The sequence below is a fragment of the Klebsiella sp. SYXHC3 genome, from assembly GCF_057196925.1.
The window spans coordinates 225,590-250,317 of the sequence record NZ_JBXUNG010000003.1; the positions used below are offsets into that span (position 1 = coordinate 225,590).

At 57.0% G+C, this 24,728-nt stretch carries 21 protein-coding genes and 1 other annotated feature; of the genes, 12 read left to right on the top strand and 9 right to left on the bottom strand.

All coding sequences use genetic code 11. The features are described from left to right. The first annotated feature begins 25 nt into the window (after positions 1–25). Positions 26–3,370: a mechanosensitive channel MscK gene (gene mscK / locus AC2CGP_RS10615; RefSeq protein ID WP_015704612.1), complete on the top strand. Its 3,345-nt coding sequence runs from the start codon at positions 26–28 to the stop codon at positions 3,368–3,370. Between the two features lie 37 nt (positions 3,371–3,407). Here mscK and rsmS read toward each other — a convergent pair whose 3' ends face one another. Next, the gene (gene rsmS, locus AC2CGP_RS10620; RefSeq protein WP_015704613.1) at positions 3,408–3,581 is read right to left on the bottom strand and encodes a pleiotropic regulatory protein RsmS; all 174 of its coding nucleotides are present in this window, start codon (positions 3,579–3,581) and stop codon (positions 3,408–3,410) included. Between the two features lie 12 nt (positions 3,582–3,593). Next, positions 3,594–4,121 carry a primosomal replication protein N'' gene (gene priC, locus AC2CGP_RS10625; RefSeq protein WP_015367910.1) on the bottom strand — a complete coding sequence of 176 codons (528 nt, stop codon included), beginning with the start codon at positions 4,119–4,121 and terminating at the stop codon, positions 3,594–3,596. Positions 4,122–4,190: 69 nt separating this feature from the next. Here priC and AC2CGP_RS10630 point away from each other — a divergent pair, with 69 nt between their 5' ends. The 9 genes from AC2CGP_RS10630 (at position 4,191) to AC2CGP_RS10670 (ending at position 13,580) form a co-directional block, all read left to right on the top strand. Beyond that, complete coding sequence (locus tag AC2CGP_RS10630) at positions 4,191–4,568, top strand: DUF454 family protein (RefSeq protein ID WP_015367909.1); 378 nt, start codon at positions 4,191–4,193, stop codon at positions 4,566–4,568. Between the two features lie 150 nt (positions 4,569–4,718). Next, positions 4,719–5,270 carry an adenine phosphoribosyltransferase gene (gene apt / locus AC2CGP_RS10635; RefSeq protein WP_015367908.1) on the top strand — a complete coding sequence of 184 codons (552 nt, stop codon included), beginning with the start codon at positions 4,719–4,721 and terminating at the stop codon, positions 5,268–5,270. 92 nt (positions 5,271–5,362) lie between these two features. After that, complete coding sequence (gene dnaX / locus AC2CGP_RS10640; RefSeq protein WP_015367907.1) at positions 5,363–7,270, top strand: DNA polymerase III subunit gamma/tau; 1,908 nt, start codon at positions 5,363–5,365, stop codon at positions 7,268–7,270. Next, positions 6,603–6,667, top strand: a sequence feature (DnaX frameshifting element). Its footprint overlaps the gene before it by 65 nt. Before the next feature lie 56 nt (positions 7,271–7,326). Continuing rightward, positions 7,327–7,659, top strand: a complete 333-nt coding sequence (locus AC2CGP_RS10645) for a YbaB/EbfC family nucleoid-associated protein (protein WP_008805448.1) — start codon at positions 7,327–7,329, stop codon at positions 7,657–7,659. After that, positions 7,659–8,264, top strand: a complete 606-nt coding sequence (gene recR, locus AC2CGP_RS10650; protein WP_015367906.1) for a recombination mediator RecR — start codon at positions 7,659–7,661, stop codon at positions 8,262–8,264. The genes AC2CGP_RS10645 and recR overlap by 1 nt, the downstream gene beginning before the upstream one ends. Before the next feature lie 114 nt (positions 8,265–8,378). After that, positions 8,379–10,253 carry a molecular chaperone HtpG gene (htpG, locus tag AC2CGP_RS10655; protein WP_015367905.1) on the top strand — a complete coding sequence of 625 codons (1,875 nt, stop codon included), beginning with the start codon at positions 8,379–8,381 and terminating at the stop codon, positions 10,251–10,253. Positions 10,254–10,476: 223 nt separating this feature from the next. After that, positions 10,477–11,121: an adenylate kinase gene (adk, locus tag AC2CGP_RS10660; protein ID WP_015367904.1), complete on the top strand. Its 645-nt coding sequence runs from the start codon at positions 10,477–10,479 to the stop codon at positions 11,119–11,121. A 128-nt stretch (positions 11,122–11,249) separates the two neighbouring features. Next, positions 11,250–12,212, top strand: coding sequence for a ferrochelatase (gene hemH, locus AC2CGP_RS10665; RefSeq protein WP_015367903.1), 963 nt, complete (start codon positions 11,250–11,252; stop codon positions 12,210–12,212). Between the two features lie 63 nt (positions 12,213–12,275). Then, positions 12,276–13,580, top strand: coding sequence for an inosine/guanosine kinase (locus AC2CGP_RS10670; RefSeq protein WP_015367902.1), 1,305 nt, complete (start codon positions 12,276–12,278; stop codon positions 13,578–13,580). 40 nt (positions 13,581–13,620) lie between these two features. Here AC2CGP_RS10670 and ybaL read toward each other — a convergent pair whose 3' ends face one another. Both ybaL and AC2CGP_RS10680 read right to left on the bottom strand, forming a co-directional pair. Beyond that, positions 13,621–15,297 (bottom strand): YbaL family putative K(+) efflux transporter, encoded by a 1,677-nt coding sequence (gene ybaL / locus AC2CGP_RS10675; protein ID WP_015367901.1) that lies wholly within the window; start codon positions 15,295–15,297, stop codon positions 13,621–13,623. Between the two features lie 235 nt (positions 15,298–15,532). Beyond that, on the bottom strand, positions 15,533–16,753 hold the full coding sequence (locus AC2CGP_RS10680) for an MFS transporter (protein ID WP_015367899.1): 1,221 nt from the start codon (positions 16,751–16,753) through the stop codon (positions 15,533–15,535). Between the two features lie 170 nt (positions 16,754–16,923). Here AC2CGP_RS10680 and ushA point away from each other — a divergent pair, with 170 nt between their 5' ends. Beyond that, positions 16,924–18,576, top strand: a complete 1,653-nt coding sequence (gene ushA / locus AC2CGP_RS10685) for a bifunctional UDP-sugar hydrolase/5'-nucleotidase UshA (protein WP_020079445.1) — start codon at positions 16,924–16,926, stop codon at positions 18,574–18,576. 58 nt (positions 18,577–18,634) lie between these two features. Here the strand turns inward: ushA and ybaK are convergent, their stop codons facing one another. The 3 genes from ybaK to copA all read right to left on the bottom strand — a co-directional run bounded on the left by ybaK (position 18,635) and on the right by copA (position 22,744). Next, a complete protein-coding gene (ybaK, locus tag AC2CGP_RS10690; protein WP_015367897.1) occupies positions 18,635–19,114 on the bottom strand; it encodes a Cys-tRNA(Pro)/Cys-tRNA(Cys) deacylase YbaK in 480 nt (159 codons plus the stop codon). Positions 19,115–19,315: 201 nt separating this feature from the next. Next, a complete protein-coding gene (locus tag AC2CGP_RS10695; protein WP_047039026.1) occupies positions 19,316–20,110 on the bottom strand; it encodes a TraB/GumN family protein in 795 nt (264 codons plus the stop codon). 132 nt (positions 20,111–20,242) lie between these two features. Continuing rightward, positions 20,243–22,744: a copper-exporting P-type ATPase CopA gene (gene copA / locus AC2CGP_RS10700; RefSeq protein WP_171830071.1), complete on the bottom strand. Its 2,502-nt coding sequence runs from the start codon at positions 22,742–22,744 to the stop codon at positions 20,243–20,245. Positions 22,745–22,849: 105 nt separating this feature from the next. Between copA and cueR the strand changes: the two genes are divergently transcribed. Further along, complete coding sequence (cueR, locus tag AC2CGP_RS10705) at positions 22,850–23,260, top strand: Cu(I)-responsive transcriptional regulator (RefSeq protein ID WP_042893743.1); 411 nt, start codon at positions 22,850–22,852, stop codon at positions 23,258–23,260. Here the strand turns inward: cueR and AC2CGP_RS10710 are convergent. Further along, on the bottom strand, positions 23,257–23,715 hold the full coding sequence (locus AC2CGP_RS10710) for an NfeD family protein (RefSeq protein WP_047038891.1): 459 nt from the start codon (positions 23,713–23,715) through the stop codon (positions 23,257–23,259). The two genes, cueR and AC2CGP_RS10710, sit on opposite strands and share 4 nt — an antisense overlap. Next, positions 23,712–24,629 carry an SPFH domain-containing protein gene (locus tag AC2CGP_RS10715; RefSeq protein WP_020079443.1) on the bottom strand — a complete coding sequence of 306 codons (918 nt, stop codon included), beginning with the start codon at positions 24,627–24,629 and terminating at the stop codon, positions 23,712–23,714. Before AC2CGP_RS10715 ends, AC2CGP_RS10710 begins: the two co-directional genes overlap by 4 nt. Positions 24,630–24,728: the final 99 nt, after the last annotated feature.

Sequence of the window (24,728 nt, forward strand, 5' to 3'; positions counted from 1 at the left end):
ATTTGCAACCATTCATGTTAATACTATGCAGCATACAAATCGTTGGCCTCATGCTATTTCCACCATTGTCTTTGCACTGGTCCTTATAGTTGGCACTCTGAGCTTCAGCCAGGTTCAGGCTGCAGATTTACCTGACCGTTCTGACATTCAAAGCCAGCTCACTACGCTAAATAAGCAAAAAGAACTCACGCCGCAGGAAAAATTAGTTCAGCAGGACCTGACGCAGACTTTAGAAACGCTCGATAAGATTGAGCGCATAAAGTCTGAAACTGTGCAACTGCGTCAGCAGGTTGAACAGGCGCCGGCGAAAATGCGTCAGGCGGTAGACAGCCTGAATGCGCTGAGCGACGTTCCTGATGATGAGGTCACCCGTAAAACCCTGAGCACGTTATCGTTGCGACAGCTTGAATCCAGGGTGTCTCAGGCGCTCGACGATCTGCAAAGCGCGCAGAACGATCTTGCGACCTACAACAGCCAATTGGTCTCGCTGCAGACGCAGCCGGAGCGCGTGCAGAACGCGATGTACTCCGCCTCCCAGCAGCTACAGCAAATTCGTAACCGTCTCAACGGCACCGCGCCGGGCGAAGAGACGCTGCGCCCGACGCAGCAGGGGTTGCTGCTGGCGCAGCAGGCCTTGCTGAATGCGGAGATCGAACAGCAGCGTAAGAGCCTGGAAGGCAATACTGTGCTGCAGGATACGCTGCAGAAACAGCGCGATTACGTGACTGCCCATAGCAACCGGCTGGAACATCAGCTGCAACTGTTGCAGGAAGCGGTGAACAGCAAGCGGCTGACCCTCACCGAGAAAACCGCTCAGGAAGCGGTCTCGCCGGAGGAGACCTCGCGGATCCAAAATAACCCGTTGGTCAAGCAGGAGCTTGAAGTTAACCATCAGCTTAGCGAAAAGCTGATTCAGGCGACGGAAAACGGCAACCAACTGGTGCAGCGCAATATCAGAGTGAAAAACTGGCTCGACCGCGCGCTGCAATCCGAACGCGATATCAAAGAGCAGATTTCGGTATTGAAAGGCAGCCTGCTGCTGTCGCGTATCCTCTATCAGCAGCAGCAAACATTGCCATCAGCGGATGAGCTGCAGGATATGACTAACCGCATTGCCGATCTGCGCCTGGAGCAGTTTGAAGTTAACCAGCAGCGCGATGCGTTATTCCAGAGCGATGCTTTTGTGGCAAAGCTGGAAGAGGGCCATAGCAGCGAAGTCACGCCGGAAGTTCACGACGCCCTGTTGGAAGTCGTGGACATGCGCCGTGAATTGCTCGACCAGTTTAACAAACAGCTGGGGAACCAGCTGATGATGGCCATCAACCTGCAGATTAACCAGCAGCAGTTGATGAGCGTCTCCAGCAATCTGAAATCGATCCTGACCCAGCAGATTTTCTGGGTGAACAGCAATAAGCCGATGGATTGGGAGTGGATCAAATCCTTCCCGGAAGCGCTGAAAGCCCAGTTCAAATCGATGAAAATCACCGTCAACTGGGAGAAAGCCTGGCCGGCGGTATTTATCGCGTTCCTCGCCGGGCTGCCGCTGCTGTTGATTGCCGGGCTGATCCGCTGGCGCTTGCAGTGGCTGCGTGATTACCAGGCTAAGCTGGCCTCCCAGGTAGGCCAGTTACGCAATGATACTCAGCTAAACACGCCAAAAGCGATCCTGATAGATTTAATCAGAGCGCTGCCGGTGGTGCTGCTCATCCTCGCCGCCGGGCTTATCCTGCTGACGATGCAGCTGAATGTCAGCAACCTGCTATGGGCCTACAGTAAAAAACTAGCGATGTTCTGGCTGGTGTTCGGCCTGTGCTGGAAGGTGCTGGAAAAAGACGGCGTGGCGGTGAAGCATTTCAATATGCCCGCGCAGCTCACCAGCCACTGGCGGCGGCAGATCGTCCGCGTCAGCCTGGCGTTGCTGCCGCTGAATTTCTGGTCGGTTGTTTCTGAGCTCTCTCCGCTTAATTTGATGGACGACGTTCTGGGGCAGTTTGTTATCTTCGTCAACCTGCTGCTCATTGCGGTGCTGGTGTGGCCGATGTGCCGCGAAAGCTGGCGTGACAAAGAGTCGCACAGCCTGCGTCTGCTGACGGTGACCGTGCTGTCGATTGTGCCCGTCGCGCTGATGGTCCTCACGGCGACCGGTTACTTCTATACCACGCTGCGTCTGGCTGGCCGCTGGATTGAGACCGTCTATCTGGTGATGATGTGGAATCTGCTGTACCAGACCGTTCTCCGCGGCCTGAGTGTGGCGGCGCGACGTATTGCCTGGCGCCGGGCGCTGGCGCGTCGCCAGCATCTGGTGAAAGAAGGGGCGGAAGGCGCCGAACCGCAGGAAGAGCCGACGATCGCGCTCGAACAGGTTAACCAACAAACGCTGCGCATCACCATGCTGGTGATGGTGGCGCTGTTCGCGGTGCTGTTCTGGGCGATTTGGTCCGATCTGATAACCGTGTTCGCCTATCTCGACAGCATTACGCTCTGGCACTACAACGGCACCGAAGCCGGGGCCAGCGTGGTGAAAAGCGTGACGATGGGCAGCCTGCTGTTTGCGATTGTCGCCTCGATGGTCGCCTGGGCGCTGATCCGCAACTTGCCGGGCCTGCTGGAAGTGCTGGTGCTGTCGCGTCTTAATATGCGCCAGGGCGCCTCCTATGCCATCACGACGATCCTCAACTACGCGATTATCGCCATCGGCGCGATGACGGTCTTCGGCTCCTTGGGCGTGTCGTGGGATAAACTGCAGTGGCTGGCCGCGGCGCTGTCGGTTGGTTTAGGTTTCGGCTTACAGGAGATTTTCGGTAACTTCGTCTCCGGCCTGATCATTCTCTTCGAACGCCCGGTGCGGATCGGCGATACGGTCACTATCGGTACCTTCTCAGGCACCGTCAGTAAGATCCGTATCCGCGCGACGACCATCACCGATTTCGATCGCAAAGAGGTGATTATTCCAAACAAGGCCTTCGTGACTGAACGGCTGATCAACTGGTCGCTCTCCGATACCATCACCCGCGTGGTGATCCGCCTGGGCGTGGCCTACGGATCCGATCTCGATAAAGTGAAAGAGGTGCTGCTGCAGGCGGCGCATGAACATCCGAAAGTGATGCAGGAACCGGCGCCGTCGGTCTTCTTTACCACCTTCGGCGCCAGCACGCTGGATCATGAACTGCGCCTCTATGTGCGTGAACTGCGCGATCGCAGCTACGCGGTGGATGAGCTTAACCGTTCTATCGATCGCCTGTGCCGTGAAAACAATATCGATATTGCCTTCAACCAGCTGGAAGTTCATCTGCGTAACGAGAAGGGAGATGAAGTGACGGAAGTGAAGCGCGATAATAAAGGGGATGATACGGCGCCAGGCGTCGCATAATCGCTAATCGGGGCGGCATATGCCGCCCCGAATCGTTTTATTCTTCTGACAGGGGCGCGTCAGGTTGGGCGTTTTTCAGTTTGTTTTCATAGTCACGCTTAATAATATCCAACGCTCCCAGCACCGTTTTTGCGCTGACCCGGTTTTCCTCCAGCAACATAATTAAATCGACGGCCAGTTTGACCTCGTCCGGTGCATTTTCCAGCGACATAGTCCTCTCCTGTTAGCGCGTTAAACGCGCCAGTACGTTTTCAATATTTTCCAGCGCATCGCGACAGCGGGCCAGGCGCCCGGCATAGGCCTCGACCTCTTTCGTTAGCCGTTGCTGTTCGGCAAGCGTCGTTGCCGACGCCAGCTGACGTTGGCGATCGTTGCGCATTGCCAGCAGGCGGCGCTCATACTCCTGGTGCTGCAGGCGGCGGCGTTGCCAGCGGTTTAGCGTCGGCGAGGCGCTGTCCCATTGGCGTAACGACCAGGTCGCCGTCTCACGACTAATGGCGGCAATCTGCGCCACCAGCCGCTCGGCGAGCCAGGCGACCTGGGGCAGATGCTGATGCTCAACGGCATGCTGGAGCTCGGCGAGATTATGCTGTGCTTCGTCGAGATACGCCTGCATCTGGGTGTCGCGGGTACGGAACAGCTGGCGGTCGAAACGCGGGCTCAACGTAGCGTGGCTGGACAGCGGCGCCACCTGAAGCGCCAGTTCAGCCAGCTGATTTTTCAGCGTTTGTAAAAGCCGGGTGGTTTTCAAATAACTCCTCCATTCCCTACTCAGCAACTGTGCTACAGTAGCGACATCTGCTTGATAACGATTCGCATTATGCCACGTATTATTTTAATCATCATTGGCTGGCTGGCGGTAGTGCTGGGGACGCTGGGCGTATTCTTACCGCTGTTACCGACAACGCCATTTATCCTGCTCGCCGCATGGTGTTTTGCCCGCTCGTCGCCGCGCTTTCACCACTGGCTGCTGTATCGCTCGTGGTTTGGCGGCTATCTTCGCCACTGGCAGCAGTACCGGGCGATGCCGCCGGGGGCCAAGCCGCGAGCCATTATCATGATTTTACTGACCTTTGCCATTTCTCTGTGGCTGGTTAAGCTTATGTGGGTGCGCATCATGCTGCTGGCGATCCTCGTCTGCCTGTTGATATTTATGTGGCGCATTCCGGTGGTTGACGCAAAGCAACAAAAGCACTGATGCGCAATAATGCCTGTTGCAATTGTTGGCGACAGCCAGTAAATTCTGGCGTTTTCGAGCGCGGGTAAGCCTGGTCAAAGGTTAAACAAATGTTTCTTTGGCCCATTTTGCACGCCCGTGGGTAACACCGTTTCAATCAGGCATAAACTTATGACCGCAACTGCACAGCAGCTTGAATATCTGAAGAACAGCATCCAAAGCGTCCAGGATTATCCGAAACCGGGCATCCTTTTCCGCGATGTCACCAGCTTGCTGGAAGACCCTAAAGCCTATGCGCTTAGCATTGAACTGCTGACCGAGCGTTATAAAGACGCCGGCATCACCAAAGTGGTGGGGACCGAAGCGCGTGGTTTTCTGTTCGGCGCCCCGGTTGCGTTGGCGCTGGGCGTTGGCTTTGTTCCGGTTCGTAAGCCGCGCAAGTTGCCGCGCGAAACCATCGCCGAAAGCTATGAGCTTGAATATGGCACCGATCAGCTGGAAATCCACGTTGATGCCATTAAAGAAGGCGATAAAGTGCTGGTCGTTGACGACCTGCTGGCGACCGGCGGCACCATTGACGCCACCGTGAAGCTGATTCGTCGCCTGGGCGGCGAAGTTCACGATGCCGCTTTTATTATCAATCTGTTCGATCTGGGCGGTGAACAGCGCCTGGAAAAACTGGGCATCAATTGCTTTAGCCTGGTGCCTTTCCCGGGCCACTAAGCAAATCCCGACACATAGCCTCGCCGATCCGGCGGGGCTGTGATAGCATTACCCCCTCGTGAATTCACCTTCCAGCGTTTCAGAGCCAGCCCATGAGTTATCAGGTCTTAGCCCGTAAATGGCGCCCACAAACCTTTGCTGACGTCGTCGGCCAGGAACATGTGCTGACCGCACTGGCGAACGGCTTATCGTTAGGGCGCATCCATCACGCATATCTCTTTTCCGGCACCCGCGGAGTAGGGAAAACCTCCATCGCCCGTCTGTTGGCGAAGGGGTTAAACTGCGAAAGCGGTATTACCGCGACGCCGTGCGGCGTCTGCGATAACTGTCGCGAAATAGAACAAGGCCGCTTTGTCGATCTGATTGAGATCGATGCCGCCTCGCGCACCAAAGTGGAAGATACCCGCGATCTGCTGGACAACGTCCAGTACGCGCCGGCCCGCGGCCGCTTCAAGGTCTACCTGATCGATGAAGTGCATATGCTGTCGCGTCACAGCTTCAACGCGTTATTGAAAACGCTGGAGGAGCCGCCCGCGCACGTCAAATTCCTGCTGGCGACCACCGATCCGCAAAAGCTGCCGGTGACGATTTTGTCCCGCTGCCTGCAGTTCCACCTCAAGGCGCTGGATGTCGAACAGATCCGCCATCAGCTTGAACACATCCTTGGCGAAGAGCAGATCGCGTTTGAGCCGCGTGCGCTGCAGCTGCTGTCGCGCGCCGCGGATGGCAGCCTGCGCGATGCATTAAGCCTGACCGATCAGGCAATCGCCAGCGGCGATGGCCGCTTAACCGCGCAGTCCGTCAGCGAAATGCTCGGCACCCTCGACGACGATCAGGCGCTATCCTTGATAGAAGCGCTGGTGGCCGCCGACGGCGAGCGCGTGATGGCGGGCGTCAGCGACGCCGCCTCGCGCGGCGTTGAATGGGAAGCGCTGCTGGTGGAAATGCAAAGTCTGCTGCACCGTATCGCGATGGTTCAGCTCTCGCCATCGGCGCTGGGGGCGGATATGGCCGCCGTCGAGCTACGAATGCGTGAGCTAGCGCGTACCGTGCCGCCGGCCGACGTGCAGCTTTACTATCAGACGCTGCTGATTGGCCGCAAAGAGCTGCCTTATGCGCCAGACCGGCGTATGGGGGTTGAAATGACGCTGCTGCGCGCGCTGGCTTTCCATCCGCGCCAGCCGCTGCCGGAGCCGGAAGCGAAGCCCATGCAGACCGCTGCGCCTGCGCCGCAGCAGCAAACAGCGCCGCCGGTCGCATCGGCTCCGCCGCCGCAGAATCTGCCGCAAAGCACCAGCCAGGTGCTGGCGGCGCGCAGTCGGCTGCAGCGAACCCCGGGAGCAACCACCCCAAAAAAGAGTGAACCGGCAGCCGCATCCCGCGCGCGGCCGGTGAATAACGCTGCGCTGGAACGACTGAGTTCGATTACCGAGCGCGTACAGGCTCGTCCGGCTGCGGCCGCGCTTGAGCAGGCCCCGGCGAAGAAAGAAGCCTATCGCTGGAAATCGACGGCCCCGATTGAAGAGACCCAGGTCGAGGTCGCCACGCCGAAAGCGCTGAAAAAAGCGCTGGAGCATGAAAAAACGCCGGAGCTGGCGGCAAAACTAGCCGTGGAAGCGGTCGAGCGCGATAGCTGGGCGGCGGAAGTGAGCCAGTTGGCGGTACCGAAACTGGTTGAACAGGTGGCGCTGAACGCGTGGAAAGAGCAGGACGGCAATCGCATATGTCTGCATTTACGCCCGAGTCAGCGGCATCTCAACTCCACCGGCGCACAGCAGAAACTTGCTGAAGCGCTGGGCGTGTTGTACGGTGCGCCGGTTGAATTGACTATCGTTGAAGATGATAATTCGGCGATGCGCACGCCGCTGGAGTGGCGACAGGCAATTTATGAAGAGAAGCTCGCGCAGGCGCGCGACGCGATTATTGCGGATAACAACATCCAGACCCTGCGACGATTCTTCGACGCCGATCTGGATGAAGAGAGTATCCGCCCCATTTGAGCGGCAGTCTGACTGGCGTTCAGTACCTTAACGATGACTTACTGAGAGAGAAGCCTATGTTTGGTGGAAAAGGCGGCCTGGGTAACCTGATGAAACAGGCCCAGCAGATGCAAGACAAAATGCAGAAAATGCAGGAAGAGATCGCGCAGCTGGAAGTGACCGGTGAGTCCGGCGCGGGTCTGGTAAAAGTAACCATCAACGGCGCGCATAACTGCCGCCGCGTGGAAATCGACCCAAGCCTGCTGGAAGACGACAAAGAGATGCTGGAAGATCTGGTGGCTGCCGCATTCAATGACGCAGCGCGCCGTATTGAAGAGACCCAGAAAGAGAAAATGGCCTCCGTTTCTGCCGGCATGCAGCTGCCGCCAGGCTTCAAGATGCCGTTCTGATGCAAACCAGCCCGCTGTTAACTCAGCTTATGGAAGCGCTGCGCTGTCTGCCGGGCGTTGGCCCGAAGTCGGCGCAGCGCATGGCGTTTACGCTGCTGCAGCGCGATCGCAGCGGCGGTATGCGTCTGGCGCAGGCGCTAACGCGCGCGATGTCGGAAATCGGCCACTGCGCCGATTGCCGCACCTTCACCGAGCAGGAGGTGTGCAATATTTGCAGCAACCCGCGTCGCCAGGAAAACGGTCAGATCTGCGTGGTGGAGAGTCCAGCGGACATCTACGCCATTGAGCAGACCGGGCAGTATTCCGGCCGCTACTTCGTGCTGATGGGCCACCTGTCGCCGCTTGACGGTATCGGGCCGGATGACATCGGGCTTGACCGCCTCGAGCAGCGCCTCGAAGCCGAGTCAATCAGCGAGTTGATCCTCGCCACCAACCCAACGGTTGAAGGCGAGGCGACGGCCAACTACATCGCTGAGCTATGCGCGCAGTATGGCGTTGACGCCAGCCGCATCGCCCACGGCGTACCGGTTGGCGGCGAGCTGGAAATGGTCGACGGCACCACGCTGTCGCACTCACTGGCCGGGCGCCACAAGATTATTTTCTGAACAAATGGAGGCGGCGTTCGCTGCCTCCGCTTGAAATTTCCCGCACCTATCCCCATCTCCTCCCCAACACGTTATTTCCATTAATAATAAATGGCATTGTTGAGGTCGACTTACATGAAAGGACAAGAAACCCGTGGTTTCCAGTCAGAAGTGAAACAGCTTCTGCACCTGATGATCCATTCTCTTTATTCCAACAAAGAAATCTTCCTGCGCGAGCTCATCTCCAACGCCTCGGATGCGGCGGATAAGCTGCGTTTCCGCGCACTGTCCCAGCCGGATCTGTATGAAGGCGACGGCGAGCTGCGCGTACGCGTATCGTTTGATAAAGACAACCGCACGCTGACCATCGCTGATAACGGCATCGGGATGAACCGCGACGAGGTCATTGACCATCTCGGCACCATCGCCAAATCCGGCACCAAAGCGTTCCTCGAATCTATGGGTTCCGATCAGGCGAAAGATAGCCAGCTGATCGGCCAGTTCGGCGTCGGCTTCTATTCAGCCTTTATCGTTGCCGACAAAGTCACCGTGCGCACCCGCGCCGCGGGCGACAAGCCGGAAAACGGCGTGTTTTGGGAGTCCGCTGGCGAAGGCGAATATACTGTTGCCGATATCACTAAGGCCGATCGCGGAACCGAAATCACGTTGCATCTGCGTGAAGGCGAAGACGACTTCCTCAACGACTGGCGCGTGCGTTCGATCATCAGTAAATATTCTGACCATATCGCGCTGCCGGTTGAGATTGAAAAACGCGAAGAAGTGGACGGCGAAACCGTTATTTCGTGGGAAAAAATCAACAAGGCGCAGGCGCTGTGGACCCGCAGCAAATCTGAAGTCAGCGATGACGAATACAAAGAGTTCTATAAGCATATTGCCCATGATTTCAGCGATCCGCTGACCTGGAGCCACAACCGCGTCGAAGGTAAGCAGGAGTACACCAGCCTGCTGTATATTCCGTCGCAGGCGCCGTGGGATATGTGGAACCGCGATCATAAACACGGCCTGAAGCTGTATGTGCAGCGCGTCTTCATCATGGATGACGCCGAGCAGTTTATGCCGAACTACCTGCGTTTCGTGCGCGGCCTGATAGATTCCAACGATCTGCCGCTGAACGTGTCGCGTGAAATCCTGCAGGATAGCAACGTCACCCGTAATCTGCGCACCGCGCTGACCAAACGCGTGCTGCAGATGCTGGAAAAGCTGGCGAAAGACGACGCCGAAAAATATCAGACCTTCTGGAAACAGTTTGGCCTGGTGCTGAAAGAAGGCCCGGCGGAAGATGCCTCCAACCAGCAAGCGATTGCTAAACTGCTGCGCTTCGCCACTACTCATACCGATTCTTCCGCGCAGACCGTGTCGCTGGAAGAGTACGTTTCGCGCATGAAAGAAGGGCAGGAGAAGATTTACTACATCACCGCCGACAGCTATGCGGCGGCGAAGAGCAGCCCGCACCTCGAGCTGCTGCGTAAAAAAGGTATCGAAGTTCTGCTGCTGTCCGATCGCATTGACGAGTGGATGATGAGCTACCTGACCGAGTTCGACGGCAAGGCGTTCCAGTCGGTTGCCAAAGCCGACGAGTCGCTGGAGAAACTGGCGGACGAAGTTGACGAATCCACCAAAGAAGCCGAAAAAGCGCTGGAGCCGTTCGTTGAGCGTGTGAAAGGCCTGCTGGGTGAGCGCGTGAAAGAGGTGCGTCTGACGCATCGTCTGACCGACACTCCGGCGATTGTCACCACTGATGCCGACGAAATGAGCACCCAGATGGCGAAGCTGTTCGCCGCTGCCGGTCAGGCGGCGCCGGAAGTGAAATACATCTTCGAGCTGAACCCGGCGCATCCGTTGGTGAAACGCGCTGCCGATACCCAGGACGACGCGCAGTTTGGCGAGTGGGTCGAACTGCTGCTGGATCAGGCGCTGCTGGCGGAACGCGGTACGCTGGAGGATCCTAACCAGTTCATCCGCCGTATGAACCAGCTGCTGGCATCCTGACGCGAACCTGAATGAGTAGCCCGGCCGAGCGACGCGACGCCGGGAACGGAATAAATGCCCCGTCTGAGTGATTTGCTCATACGGGGCATTTCACATTAGATTGCATAAAATATCTGACCATTAACCGTTTCAGCCGCACCGCCTTCCTTGAGCCATGGCCGTTCTGGTGGTATGGTTTAGCGTTTTTTGAAAAATTGAAACGACATTTGAGGGGATTTTCGTAATGCGTATTATTCTGCTTGGCGCTCCGGGCGCGGGTAAAGGAACTCAGGCTCAGTTCATCATGGAGAAATACGGTATTCCGCAAATCTCCACCGGCGACATGCTGCGCGCCGCGGTAAAATCCGGCTCCGAGCTCGGTAAACAAGCGAAAGACATTATGGACGCCGGCAAACTGGTGACCGATGAGCTGGTCATCGCGTTGGTGAAAGAGCGTATCGCCCAGGAAGATTGCCGTAACGGTTTCCTGCTGGACGGCTTCCCGCGCACTATCCCGCAGGCTGACGCCATGAAAGAAGCCGGCATCGCCGTTGACTACGTGCTGGAGTTCGCGGTACCGGACGAGCTAATCGTCGATCGTATCGTGGGCCGCCGCGTACACGCCGCTTCCGGCCGCGTCTATCACATCAAATTCAATCCGCCGAAGGTGGAAGGTAAAGACGACGTGACCGGCGAAGAGCTGACCACCCGTAAAGACGATCAGGAAGAGACCGTACGTAAGCGTCTGGTGGAATACCATCAGATGACTGCGCCGCTGATCGGCTACTATCAGAAAGAAGCGCAGGCGGGTAACACTCAATACGCGAAAGTCGACGGCACCAAAGCGGTGGCTGACGTGCGCGCCGATCTGGAAAAAATCCTCGGCTAATTAAGCCCTTTCTCATCCTGCTGCGGCAGGATGAGAACACCTCTCATTTCTACCTTTTGCTATGATTGGTTCCGTTTAACGCCATTTACGCTACAATTGTCAGCGATTCAAATGGTTAAGAGGCGGTAATGCATCAGACGAAAACAGGTATTTTGCTAGCCAATTTAGGCACTCCCGATGCGCCCACGCCCGATGCGGTAAAGCGCTATCTGCGACAATTTCTTAGCGACAAACGGGTAGTGGATACGCCTCGTCTGCTGTGGTGGCCGCTACTGCGCGGCATCATACTGCCGATTCGCGCTCCCCGCGTGGCGAAGCTCTATCAGTCTGTGTGGATGGCGGAAGGCTCGCCGTTGATGGTGTATAGCCGGCAACAGCAGCAGGCGCTGGCGGCCAGGCTACCCGATGTTCCAGTAGCGTTGGGGATGAGCTATGGCTCGCCGTCGCTGGCAAGCGCGGTCGATGAGCTATTGGCCCAGGACGTTGACCATATCGTGGTATTGCCGCTGTATCCGCAATATTCGTGTTCTACCGTGGCGGCGGTATGGGATGAACTGGCGCGGATCCTCGCGAAAAAGCGCGCCATTCCGGGCGTTTCGTTTATCCGCGACTATGCCGACGACGCTGACTATATCCACGCGCTGGCGGCCAGCGTACGCGCTTCGTTCGCCGTTCACGGCGAACCGGATGTGCTGCTGCTCTCCTATCACGGTATTCCGCAACGCTACGCCCATGAGGGCGATGATTACCCGCAGCGCTGCCGGGTAACGACTCGCGAGCTGGTTTCAGTGCTCGGGCTGCCGCCGGAGCGGGTGATGATGACCTTCCAGTCGCGCTTTGGCCGTGAACCCTGGTTGACGCCATATACCGACGAAACGCTAAAAATGCTTGGCGAGAAGGGCACACAGCACGTACAGGTTATCTGTCCGGGCTTCTCCGCCGACTGTCTGGAAACGCTGGAAGAAATCGCGGTGCAGAACCGGGAAATTTTCCTTGAGGCCGGCGGTAAGCAATATGAGTATATTCCGGCGCTTAATGCCGATCCTGCACATATTGAGATGATGGTGAACCTGACCGCGTCGTATCGCTGATCGCGCGCGTGGCGGGGAATATGCTACTATTCCCCGCTTGTTCCCTGTCATTAAATCGCCACTATGAAATTTCCCGGTAAACGCAAATCTAAACACTATTTCCCCGTTAGCGCTCGCGATCCGCTGCTGCAACAAATTCAGCCAGAAAATGAGTCCAACGTCTCCTGGGTGGTTGGCATCGACCAGACGCTGGTGGATATCGAAGCGAAAGTGGATGAGGCGTTTATCGTACGCTACGGCCTGAGCGCCGGTCATTCGCTGGTAATTGAAGATGATGTCGCCGAAGCGTTGTATCAGGAACTGGTACGCGACGGCCTGATCACACATCAATTTGCCGGCGGCACCATTGGCAATACCATGCACAATTATTCGGTGCTGGCGGACGACCGCTCGGTGCTGCTCGGCGTGATGTGCAGCAACATTGAGATCGGCGGCTACGCTTATCGCTACTTGTGCAATACCTCCAGCCGTACTGACCTGAACTACCTGCAGGGCGTTGATGGCGCCATTGGCCGCTGTTTTACGCTGATTAGCGATAGCGGCGAACGTACCTTTGCCATCAGTCCTGGCCACATGAACAAGCTGCGTCCGGAAAGCATTCCGGAAGAGGTGATTGCCGGCGCTTCCGCGCTGGTGCTGACCTCCTACCTCGTGCGCTGTAAGCCGGGCGAGCCGATGCCGGACGCGACGATGAAAGCCATTGAGTATGCCAAAAAGCATGATGTGCCGGTGGTGCTGACGCTGGGAACGAAATACGTGATTGCTGACAACCCGCAATGGTGGCAGCAGTTCCTCAAGGAACACGTTTCGATTCTGGCGATGAATGAAGAAGAAGCGGAAGCGCTGACCGGTATCGCCGATCCGCTCACCGCGGCGGATAAAGCGCTAGACTGGGTCGACCTGGTGCTGTGCACCGCAGGACCGGCGGGTCTCTATATGGCGAGCTTCACCGAAGAGGAAGCGAAGCGTAAAACGCAACATCCGCTCCTGCCGGGGGCGATTGCCGAGTTCAACCAGTATGAATTCAGCCGCGCGATGCGCCATCAGGATTGCGTTAATCCGCTGCGTATCTATTCGCACATCGCGCCTTATATGGGCGGCCCGGAGAAGATCATGAACACCAACGGCGCAGGCGACGGCGCGCTGGCGGCGTTGTTGCATGATATCACCGCCAATAACTACCATCGTAATAACGTGCCGAATTCCAGCAAACATAAATGCAAATGGCTGACCTACTCATCGCTGGCGCAGGTGTGCAAATACGCCAACCGCGTCAGCTATCAGGTGCTGAATCAGCATTCGCCGCGTTTAACCCGCGGCCTGCCGGAGCGGGAAGATAGTCTGGAAGAGGCCTACTGGGACCGTTAATCCCGTGGATAAGCGTACGCCCCGCGAGCGGGGCGTCGGATCAACCGGTAACAATCTCGCCAGCCGGCGGCGTTTCCAGCAGACGTAACATTGCCCGCGCGATTTCGCGTTCCCCCATCACCACCTGATTGGCTCCGCGTTCGGTAATATAATCGACCTCATCGTCGTAATGGGCGCGGGCGATAATCTCAATGTTCGGGCATTTTTCCCGCGCTGAGGCGACAATTTCACCGGCTTCATAGCCGTTAGGGATGGTCAGTAGCAGCCAGCGGGCGCAGTCGAGATGCGCCAGATTCATGATCTCTTCGTTGGCCGCATTGCCCAACACGGCGCTGATGCCGCGCTCACGCAGCTCATCCACGCGGGTGCGGGAGGTTTCAATCACCACCAGCGGGATCCCCTGGGCCATCAGTTTCTCGCCAAGCAGGCTGCCGACGCGGCCAAAGCCGACCAGCAGCGCATGGTTGCAGATATCCACCGGCACCTGTTTTTCGTCTTCCAGCACCTCTTCCAGTGTCTGTTCGTCGAGAGTTTCGGTTTTATCGAGATATTTTTCCAGCAGGGTAAACAGCACCGGGTTAAGCATAATCGAAATTATCGCACCAGCCAGCACCAGGTTCTGCCCGGCCTGCGGCAGCAGATCCAGCGCCATGCCGAGACCGGCAAGAATAAAAGCGAACTCCCCGATTTGCGCCAGGCTGGCGGCGATGGTCAGGGCGGTACGCGGCGAGTGACCGAACATACGTACCAGGAAGAAAGCGGCGGCGGATTTACCAAAGATGATAATCGCCAGCGTCGCCAGCACCGCCAGCGGCTGTTCGACCAGGATCATCGGGTCAAATAGCATCCCGACGGAGACAAAGAACAGCACCGCGAAGGCGTCGCGCAGCGGCAGCGTATCGTGAGCGGCGCGGTGGCTGAGTTCGGATTCGTTAAGCACCATCCCGGCGAAGAATGCGCCGAGGGCGAAGGAGACGTCGAACAGCTCAACGGCGCCGAAGGCGATGCCGAGCGCCAGCGCCAGTACCGACAGGGTAAACAGCTCGCGTGAGCCGGTTGCCGCGCTGCGCGACATGATCCACGGCACCAGACGGCGGCCCACCAGCATCATAATGGCGATAAAGGCGACGACTTTACCGATGGTAATGCCCATGTCGAGCGCCAGCGACGCCAGCCCAACATCGCCTTTTTCGACCATTCCGGCGATAGCGGGCAGCAGCACCAGCGTCAGTACCATCACTAAATCTTCAACGATCAGCCAGCCGATGGCGATTTGCCCACGCTGGCTATCAATAAGCTGCCGTTCCTCCAGCGCGCGCAGCAGCACCACGGTACTGGCGGTGGAAAGACACAGGCCAAAAACGATGCCGGTCATCAGCGACCAGCCGAGCAGGGAAGAGAGCGCCATCCCGAGCAGCGTCGCCACGGCTATCTGGGCGATGGCTCCGGGAATGGCTATCGACTTTACCGCCATGAGATCTTTCAGCGAAAAGTGCAGCCCGACGCCAAACATCAGCAAGATGACGCCAAGTTCGGCCAGTTCAGGCGCAAGCTTGGTATCCGCAACAAAACCAGGAGTAAATGGACCGGCCAGCACGCCCGCTAATAAATATCCTACCAGTGGTGAAATACGTAGCTTATTGGCAATCATGCCGAGGATAAAGGCGAGCACAAGGCCGCCGACAATGGTGGTGATTAGCGGTGTTGCGTGATGCATTCCGTCTCCTTGCGTGTGGTGAGCCGATCCATTTTCGCTACTTAAAGCAAAAAACCGATTAATAGTTTATGACACTTTTGCTCGTTTTGTTTATGAATAATTATTGAAATTTGCGAAAAATTGGAATTACGGCAACAAAAAGCACAGACAGGAAAATGGCGACAGGTCATGGCGGCGTAATGCTGATGGGATAAGGGGTTGTGGCGGCCAAACTTTCACTTTGGCCGCCAGATACTCAGGCTTTTTGATGGTTATTAGGCAGGAATATCGTCAGAATGCCGAGAAGCGGCAGGAAAGCACAGATTTTATAAACCAGATCGATGCTGGTATGGTCGGCTAACAACCCCAACACCGCGGCGCCAAGGCCGCCCATGCCAAACGCGAAGCCGAAGAACAGGCCGGAAACCATACCGATTCTCCCCGGCAACAGCTCCTGGGCATAGACCAGGATAGCGGAAAAGGCTGATGCGAGGATAAAACCAATTATCACCGTCAGGATCCCGGTCCATTCCAGCGATGCGTACGGTAAAATAAGGGTAAATGGCGCCACGCCGAGGATAGAGCCCCAAATTACATATTTACGACCTATCTTATCGCCAACAGGCCCGCCAATCACCGTTCCTGCAGCCACTGCAAACAGGAAGGCGAACAAGTGAAGTTGGGCGTTTTGCACCGATAATCCGAATTTGTGTATCAGATAAAAGGTGTAATAGCTGCTAATGCTCGCCATGTAGAAGTATTTGGAGAAAATCAGCATTAACAGAATGCTGACGGCCAGGATGACCTTGTTACGCGGCAGCGGATTAACGATAACCGGCTTCGGTTTGCCTTTATTCATTCTGTGTTGCGCGGCATACCAGCGGCTGATTTGCGACAGCACGACGATCGCCAGCAGCGCGGCCAGCACGAACCAGGCGACGTTGCCTTTGCCGTAGGGGGCGATGATTACCGCCGCCAGCAGCGGCCCCAGCGAGCTGCCGAAGTTGCCGCCAACCTGGAACAGTGATTGCGCCAGGCCGTGACGGCCGCCGGAAGCCATCCGCGCCACGCGTGAGGACTCCGGATGGAAGACCGAAGAGCCAGTACCGACCAGCGCGGCGGCCAGCAGCACCATGCCGAAGCTGCCGGCCAGCGCTAACAGAATTAAGCCGCAGAGGGTGAAACACATCCCCACCGGTAATGACCACGGCATCGAGCGTTTATCGGTGATGTAACCAATCACCGGCTGGAATAGCGATGACGTCAGTTGGAAGGTGAGGGTGATCATACCGATCTGCACGAAAGTTAACGAGAATTCCGCCTGCAGCAGCGGATAAATCGCCAGGATGAGCGACTGGATCATGTCGTTTAGCAGATGGGAAAGGCTGATTGCCCCCAGGATGCCAAATGAGGTGCGCGCTTTTTGCGGCGGCGCGCCGGTACCGGGTAAGGACTGAGCGGATTGGTTGGTTGTCATAGGTTCACTTCAGCGAGTTCTATTTGTTGTAGAGAATGCAGGTTGAATTATTATCCGACTAACATACCTGTCCCTAAGGTTTGAAGGAAGTCGCAATTCTGAAAACATATTTGTCAAAGCGGCTGACTCGCTATACTTTCGGCACTTGTTATTAAGTCAGGGAGTGAAACATGCATTATTTAAAACGCGGCGTAGCGCTGGCGTTATTCGCCGCCTTATCGCTGGGCAGCCTGTCAGCGCAGGCCTATGAGCAGGACAAAACCTATAAAATCACCATCCTGCACACTAACGACCACCACGGTCATTTCTGGCGCAACGACTATGGCGAATATGGCCTTGCGGCACAGAAGACGCTGGTGGACGGTATCCGCAAAGAGGTGGCGGCCGAAGGCGGTAGCGTCCTGCTGCTGTCCGGCGGCGATATCAATACCGGGGTGCCGGAATCTGATTTACAGGATGCAGAACCTGATTTTCGCGGCATGAACCTGATTGGCTACGATGCCATGGCGGTTGGCAACCATGAGTTTGATAACCCGCTCAGCGTGCTGCGCCAGCAGGAGAAGTGGTCGAAGTTCCCTTTCCTGTCGGCCAATATCTATCAGAAAAGCACCGGCGAACGCCTGTTTAAACCCTGGGCGCTGTTTAAGCGCGGCGGGCTTAAAATTGCGGTGATTGGCTTAACGACCGACGATACGGCGAAAATCGGCAACCCGGAATATTTCACCGATATCGAATTCCGTAATCCGGCGGCAGAAGCCAAGCTGGTGATTCAGGAACTGCAGCAAAATGAAAAGCCGGACGTGATTCTGGCGACCACCCATATGGGCCACTATGACAACGGTAATCACGGCTCTAACGCGCCTGGCGACGTTGAAATGGCGCGGAGTTTACCTGCGGGATCGCTGGCGATGATCGTCGGCGGCCATTCGCAGGATCCGGTCTGCATGGCCTCGGAAAATAAAAAGCAGGTCGATTATATCCCCGGCACCCCGTGCGCGCCGGATCGCCAGAATGGCATCTGGATCGTGCAGGCTCACGAGTGGGGTAAATATGTCGGACGCGCCGATTTTGAATTCCGCAACGGGGAGATGAAGCTGGTGCACTATCAGCTGATCCCGGTCAACCTGAAGAAGAAAGTCACCTGGGATAACGGTCAGAGCGAGCGCGTATTGTATACGCCGCAAATTGCTGAAAACCCGCAGATGCTCTCGCTGTTAACGCCGTTCCAGAATAAAGGCAAGGCGCAGTTACAGGTGAAAATAGGCAGCGTCAACGGCCATCTTGAAGGCGATCGCAGCAAAGTTCGCTTCGTACAAACCAATATGGGGCGTCTGCTGCTGGCGGCGCAGATGGCGCGCAGCAATGCTGATTTCGCGGTGATGAGCGGCGGCGGTATTCGCGACTCTATCGAAGCGGGTGATATTACCTATAAAGACGTGATGAAAGTGCAGCCGTTCGGCAACGTGCTGACTTACGTCGATATGAGCGGTAAAGAGGTGACTGAGTACCTGACCGCCGTCGCGCAGATGAAGCCGGATTCCGGCGCTTATCCGCAGTTCGCCAACGTCAGTTTCGTTGCCAAAGATGGCAAGCTTAACGATCTGAAAATCAAAGGCGAACCGGTGGATCCGGCGAAAACTTACCGTATGGCGACGCTGAGCTTTAACGCCACCGGCGGTGACGGCTACCCGCACATCGATAATAAACCGGGATACGTCAATACCGGCTTTATCGATGCCGAGGTGCTGAAAGAGTACATCGAGAAGAACTCGCCGCTGGATGCGGCGGCTTACGAGCCGAAGGGCGAGGTCAGCTGGCAGTAAGCTATCGCTTAACGGATCCCGGATAAGGCGCGTGTGCCGCTATCCGGGATCCGGTCTCTCAATCGCGGCGGGCGATATCGGCGAACTTCGCGTCCAGAAGCTTCGCCAGATCACTTGCCGCCAGTTCGATATCGAGCCCGCGTTTGCCGCCGGAAATATAGATGGTGGCAAACTCCTGCGCCGGGGCATCAATCACCGTCGGCAGGCGCTTTTTCTGCCCTAGCGGGCTGATGCCGCCGACCAGGTATCCGGTGATCCGCTGTGCGACCATTGGGTCGGCCATATCTACCTTCTTGGCGCCCAGCGCTTTGGCCACTTTCTTCAAATCCAACTGTCCGGCAACCGGGGTGACGGCGACCGCCAGATGTTTCATATCGCCGTTAACGGCCACTAATAGCGTCTTGTAAACCTGATCCGCATTGAGCCCCAGCTTGCGAACCACTTCATCGCCAAAATTGGTCTCTTGAGGATCGTGTTCGTAGCTGTGGATCTGAAAGGTAATTTTGTTTTTTTCGAGTAATTTAACGGCGGGAGTCATAGTAATCCTTCTTACCAACCGACCTAACGTATGACCAGCATACGCGTGAGGGTTGTATAAAAAATAGTACCATCTTGCGCAATAGTATTGGCAGTGATGGTCACTTTGAGCGACAATCAGACGATCCGGGATGTATATCCCGGGATAATAATAATGATGAAATTCCTCTTTGACGGGCCAATAGCAATATTGGCCATTTTTTTACGTCAACATATCCGGCAGGTTCCCTTCGCCATATAGATGCAGCGCGCCGACGGCGACCACATAGCGCCCCGGCGGCAGAGCAAGCAGCGTGTCGCGCCAGGCTATGTTGCGCTGATGCATCAGTACATCATATAAAGATTGGCTGAAGGTCGTTGGCAGCGTTTCCGCGCCGCGCGATGGCGGTTGCTCCAGCCACCAGCCGATCATCACCTGCAGTAAACGGGCGTTAGTGCGCCAGTGGGTCAGCGTATCTTCCAGCAGCGCCTTACCACCGTCTGGTAGATTGCGCAGGAGCGCGATTTGGCTATCGGCGCCTTCCAGCTCCATCACCCTTATGTTGCTCTCGCGGGCAGCCATCAGCAACTGATAATCAATGCCGTAATCGGGCCGTAATCCCAGTTTTTGCGCCTGAGTGGCTTGTAGCACCATCGCCACCTGCCACAGTGGCTGGCTATCGAAAAGATCGGCCGACAAACCCAGCTCGCCGGCGCGTGAGCGTAATTCTGCTAATTGCGTTTCGCTCAGACGTTCAGCCAGCGGGGGATAAGAGGGGAGATTACTGAAAGGCGTTTCATTACCGGTGATGTCCGCTTCGACGATTAAGGCGTCGGCCTGACGTATTTTTTTCAGTAGCTTGGCCGGCGGCGGCGCCATGTCGCGGGTGCCCATATGAATGCTGCCGACGAGATGTAAATAACGGTCGCCGGGCAGGACGATATCCATTGCAGGCCAGGAATAAGACGAGCCGACGGCGGCTCGCCACAGCATTTTTATTCGGTTTAACAGGCCCATACGCGCTCCGAAGTGTGAGGTAATCATGCTAGCGCATCTGGTGGTGGCCGTCATCTTTCCCGCGGGTTTTTCTTGTCGCCAGGAAATAAACGGGCGCTGAGTAACCTCAGCGCCCGTTTTCCTGTGATTGCGCTAATCTTTCGGTTTAAAGCGCAGCAGGCGGTTAGCGTTACTCACCACGGTGATTGACGACAGCGCCATTGCCGCGCCGGCGACCACCGGGTTCAGCAGGGTACCGGTCAGCGGCCAGAGGATCCCGGCGGCAATCGGGATGCCCAGCGAGTTATAAACAAACGCGCCCAGCAGGTTCTGTTTCATATTGCGTAACGTCGCCTTCGAAATCGCTAAAGCATCGGCCACGCCGTTAAGGCTATGGCGCATCAGGGTGATCGCCGCAGTTTCAATAGCGACATCACTGCCGCCGCCCATGGCGATACCGACATCCGCCTGCGCCAGCGCCGGGGCGTCGTTAATACCGTCGCCGACCATCGCCACTTTGTGCCCCTGGCTCTGCAGACGTTTAATCGCGTCAGCTTTGCCGTCCGGCAGCACGCCGGCGATCACTTCATCAATGCCCGCTTCTTTGGCGATGGCATTGGCGGTAGTAGGGTTATCCCCGGTCAGCATCACCAGCCGGTAGCCCTGACGATGCAGGCGCGCCAGCGCGTCGATGCTATCTTCCCGTAACGGGTCGCGGATGGCGAACAGCGCAGCGGCCTGACCATCGATCGCCAGCAGCACCGGCGTGGCGCCGCGCGAGGCCTGTGCCGTCATCTCGCTTTCCAGTTCAGCGGTAGCGATATGCTGCTCGTTAAGCAGCGCCTGGTTGCCGAGCAGCAGTTGATGGCCTTCCGCTTCACCGCTGACGCCGAGCCCGCGCAGGGTACGGAAGCCGCTTACCTCCGGTAAAGTGCTGTCAGCGGCTTTATCGAGGATCGCCCGCGCCAGCGGATGGCTTGAACCCTGCTCGAGCGCGGCGGCAAGCCGCACGACAGTGGATTCATCAAAGCTGGCGAAGGTTTTCACGGCCACCACCTGCGGCTTGCCTTCGGTCAGGGTACCGGTTTTATCAAACACCAGGGTATCGAGCTCGCTGGCGCGCTGCAGAGCATCGGCGTCACGCACCAGCACGCCGTATTCTGCCGCCCGGCCGACGCCGGAAATAATCGACATCGGCGTCGCCAGGCCCAATGCGCATGGACAGGCGATAATCAGTACCGTGGTGGCAATGACGAGGGTATAGACGATTTGCGGCGCCGGGCCGAAGAAGTACCAGATAGTGGCGCTAATCAGCGCAATGGCTACCACTGCCGGAACAAATACCGCCGAGATTTTATCGGCCAGTTGGCCAATTTCCGGTTTGCTACTTTGCGCCTGACGTACCATGCGAATAATCCTTGCCAGCGTGGTCTGGCTGCCGACGGCGCTGGCGGTAAACAGTACGCTGCCATCCTGCACCACGGTACCGGCATGAATGGCGTCGCCATCGCCTTTTTGCTGCGGCACTGGCTCGCCGGTGAGCATCGCTTCATCAAACCAGGCTTCGCCCTGGCTTATCACGCCGTCAACCGGAACGCGATCGCCAGTGGTCAGGCGCAGGGTCATACCCGCCTCTACTTCAGCGAGCGGCAGATCCTTTTCCCCTTCAGGCGTCACAACGCGTGCCGAAGGCGGTGTTAGGTCGAGCAGTTTTTCCAGCGCTTTCGAGGAGCGCTGGCGCGCGCGGGCTTCCAGCATATGGCCGAGGTTGATAAGACCAATGATCATTGCGCTGGCTTCGTAATACAGGTGGCGCGCTTCCATCGGGAACCACTGCGGCCACAGGTTAACGCTCATGGAGTACAGCCAGGCGACGCCGGTACCCAGGGCGACCAGCGTATCCATGGTGGCGGTACCGTTTTTCAGGCTTTTCCAGGCGCTGCGGTAGAAGTGACCGCCGGCGAAGACCATCACCGCGAGGGTGACGAGACCGATGACCAGCCACAGCGATCGATTGTCGTCGCTGACCATCATGTTATCGCCGATCATGCCCCAGACCATAACCGGTACGCCGACCAGCAGGGCGACAATCGCCTGCCAGCGAAAACGTTTCATGGTGGCGATGGCGGTTTCCTGCTGCCGTTCGCGGCGTTCCAGATCGTCTTCGATCGCCTCCGCGCCGTAGCCGGCTTTTTCCACCGCCTGCACTAATTCTGCGGCGGACGCACTGCCCATCACCAGCGCCGTGCGTTCCGCCAGGTTTACCCGCGCCTGTGAGACTCCCGGCACCGCGGCAAGCGCGTTTTGTACCCGGGAAACGCAGCTGGCGCAGCTCATGCCGTTGATCAGCAGCTGTTGACTGTCATCCTCGTCATGGGCTGCCGGAAGCTCAGGAGTGGCCGCTGTCAGTGCTTCCGACGGGATTGATGATTCTGCCAGCGGTTTAGCCTTTGGGTGGCTGAGTTCCGCGCCGTATCCGGCTTGTTTGATGGTCTCAATCAGGGCTTCAGCGCTGGCGCTACCCGTGACGTGGGCTTCGGTAACGGTTACATCAGCCTGTTCAACGTCGGGACGTTGTTCGAGGCTCTCTTTCACGCGTTTAACGCAGTGGCCGCAGGAGAGGCCATCAAGCGTCAGGTCGATAGTGTTAGACATAAAAAACTCCTGAATAATTTCCGGTTAATGATTGACCGAACACACTCTTTCATCGAGTATTAAGAAGGTTAAACCTTCCAGCAAGGGGAAGGTCAAGGGGGAAAAATGAATATTAGCGATGTGGCGAAAAAAACCGGTTTAACCAGCAAAGCGATTCGTTTTTACGAAGAGAAAGGGCTGGTGACGGCGCCGCTGCGCAGCGATAACGGCTACCGTACCTACACTCAGAAGCACCTTGATGAACTGACGCTGCTGCGTCAGGCGCGGCAGGTGGGATTTAACCTGGAAGAGTGCCGCGAGTTGGTGACGTTATTCAACGATCCGTCGCGGCACAGCGCCGATGTGAAAAAACGAACGCTGGAGAAAGTCGCGGATATTGAGAACCATATCCGCGAGTTGCAAAACATGCGTGCGCATCTGCTGGCGCTGGCGGACGCCTGCCCCGGCGATGAGAGCGCGGATTGCCCGATTATTGATAATCTTTCCGGCTGTTGTCACCGCAAAGCGCAGGTTTAACGGACGGTGGCTCTTACCCGCAAGGTAATCCCTTCTACGGCGACCACCTCCACCTTGCAGCCCGCCGCGAGGTCTTCATCGGCAAGCACCGGCCAGGAGCTATCGCCGACGCGGACGTGGCCGCGGCCGTTTTCAAGCGCGCTGTCGAGAGTAAAACGGCGGCCAACCAGCTGCTGGCCGCGCTGGTTAAGCTGTGCGTCGGCGGGGCGCTGCTGCCTCATGCGTTTACGCAGCCATTTTGACCACAGCCACGCCGCCAGCAGGGTAAGGACGGCAAACAGCGTCCCTTGCCATTCCCAACTGAGTGGAATAGCCCATATTAGCAGGCCGGTGACGACGCCAGCTACGCCGCTCCACAGCAGGTAGCCGTTGCTGCCGAGCATCTCCGCCGCCAGCAATAGCCCGCCGAGAGTCAGCCAGAAAATATGCGGATGGGCGAGGATCAGGGCGATCATGATTTTTTCCGCTCGGCGCTACTCTCTTTCAGCAGTTCGCCGATCCCGGCTATCGAGCCCATCAGGCTGCTGGCATCCAGCGGCATCAACACCACTTTGCTGTTGTTGGCGGCGCCAATCTGCTGCAGCGCGTCGGTATATTTCTGCGCCACGAAGTAGTTAATCGCCTGAATATCGCCTGAAGCGATTGCCGATGAGACCATCTGGGTGGCGCGGGCTTCCGCTTCGGCGGAACGTTCGCGGGCTTCCGCCTGCAGGAAGGCAGACTGACGTTCGCCTTCGGCTTTGAGGATCTGCGACTGCTTTTCGCCTTCGGCTTTGAGAATTTCCGCCTGGCGCACCCCTTCAGCCTCAAGGATATAGGCGCGTTTGGTTCGCTCGGCTTTCATCTGGGCGTTCATTGAGGAGATAAGCTCCGCTGGCGGGCGAACGTCGCGGATTTCGACGCGGGTGATTTTCACCCCCCACGGATTGGTGGCGTCGTCGACGATATGCAGCAGGCGGGTGTTAATGCTATCGCGCTGGGAGAGCATTTCATCCAGCTCCATCGAGCCGAGTACGGTACGAATATTGGTCATCGTCAGATTGACGATCGCCAGCTCAAGATTGCTGACTTCATAGGCGGCTTTTGGCGCATCGATCACCTGAATGAAGCAGACGGCGTCAATAGTGACGTTGGCGTTATCGCGAGAGATGACTTCCTGCGAAGGGATATCCAGCACCTGCTCCATCATGTTCACTTTACGGCCGATGCGGTCCATAAACGGCACCACTAAACTTAAACCCGGCTGCAGCGTCTGCGTGTAGCGGCCAAAGCGTTCGACGGTCCATTGATATCCCTGCGGCACGATTTTTACTGCCGCCCCCACAATGACCAGTGCGACAAAAATAAGAACGGGGATAAAAATCAGCATCAAAAACCTCCTGTCTTGTTGCCTGATGGGCGCCGCAGCGAAATGGCGCATGTTTAAACAGAGTATAACTTTCTCCTTGTTCCGGTGAAAGAAAACTGG

What these genes read in the sequence shown, in the direction of transcription:
- mscK (WP_015704612.1), top strand. Translation starts at nt 26, where the DNA reads ATGCAGCATACAAATCGTTGGCCTCATGCTATTTCCACCATTGTCTTT.
- rsmS (WP_015704613.1), bottom strand. Translation starts at nt 3,581, where the DNA reads ATGTCGCTGGAAAATGCACCGGACGAGGTCAAACTGGCCGTCGATTTA.
- AC2CGP_RS10630 (WP_015367909.1), top strand. Translation starts at nt 4,191, where the DNA reads ATGCCACGTATTATTTTAATCATCATTGGCTGGCTGGCGGTAGTGCTG.
- apt (WP_015367908.1), top strand. Translation starts at nt 4,719, where the DNA reads ATGACCGCAACTGCACAGCAGCTTGAATATCTGAAGAACAGCATCCAA.
- dnaX (WP_015367907.1), top strand. Translation starts at nt 5,363, where the DNA reads ATGAGTTATCAGGTCTTAGCCCGTAAATGGCGCCCACAAACCTTTGCT.
- AC2CGP_RS10645 (WP_008805448.1), top strand. Translation starts at nt 7,327, where the DNA reads ATGTTTGGTGGAAAAGGCGGCCTGGGTAACCTGATGAAACAGGCCCAG.
- recR (WP_015367906.1), top strand. Translation starts at nt 7,659, where the DNA reads ATGCAAACCAGCCCGCTGTTAACTCAGCTTATGGAAGCGCTGCGCTGT.
- htpG (WP_015367905.1), top strand. Translation starts at nt 8,379, where the DNA reads ATGAAAGGACAAGAAACCCGTGGTTTCCAGTCAGAAGTGAAACAGCTT.
- adk (WP_015367904.1), top strand. Translation starts at nt 10,477, where the DNA reads ATGCGTATTATTCTGCTTGGCGCTCCGGGCGCGGGTAAAGGAACTCAG.
- hemH (WP_015367903.1), top strand. Translation starts at nt 11,250, where the DNA reads ATGCATCAGACGAAAACAGGTATTTTGCTAGCCAATTTAGGCACTCCC.
- AC2CGP_RS10670 (WP_015367902.1), top strand. Translation starts at nt 12,276, where the DNA reads ATGAAATTTCCCGGTAAACGCAAATCTAAACACTATTTCCCCGTTAGC.
- ybaL (WP_015367901.1), bottom strand. Translation starts at nt 15,297, where the DNA reads ATGCATCACGCAACACCGCTAATCACCACCATTGTCGGCGGCCTTGTG.
- AC2CGP_RS10680 (WP_015367899.1), bottom strand. Translation starts at nt 16,753, where the DNA reads ATGACAACCAACCAATCCGCTCAGTCCTTACCCGGTACCGGCGCGCCG.
- ushA (WP_020079445.1), top strand. Translation starts at nt 16,924, where the DNA reads ATGCATTATTTAAAACGCGGCGTAGCGCTGGCGTTATTCGCCGCCTTA.
- ybaK (WP_015367897.1), bottom strand. Translation starts at nt 19,114, where the DNA reads ATGACTCCCGCCGTTAAATTACTCGAAAAAAACAAAATTACCTTTCAG.
- AC2CGP_RS10695 (WP_047039026.1), bottom strand. Translation starts at nt 20,110, where the DNA reads ATGGGCCTGTTAAACCGAATAAAAATGCTGTGGCGAGCCGCCGTCGGC.
- copA (WP_171830071.1), bottom strand. Translation starts at nt 22,744, where the DNA reads ATGTCTAACACTATCGACCTGACGCTTGATGGCCTCTCCTGCGGCCAC.
- cueR (WP_042893743.1), top strand. Translation starts at nt 22,850, where the DNA reads ATGAATATTAGCGATGTGGCGAAAAAAACCGGTTTAACCAGCAAAGCG.
- AC2CGP_RS10710 (WP_047038891.1), bottom strand. Translation starts at nt 23,715, where the DNA reads ATGATCGCCCTGATCCTCGCCCATCCGCATATTTTCTGGCTGACTCTC.
- AC2CGP_RS10715 (WP_020079443.1), bottom strand. Translation starts at nt 24,629, where the DNA reads ATGCTGATTTTTATCCCCGTTCTTATTTTTGTCGCACTGGTCATTGTG.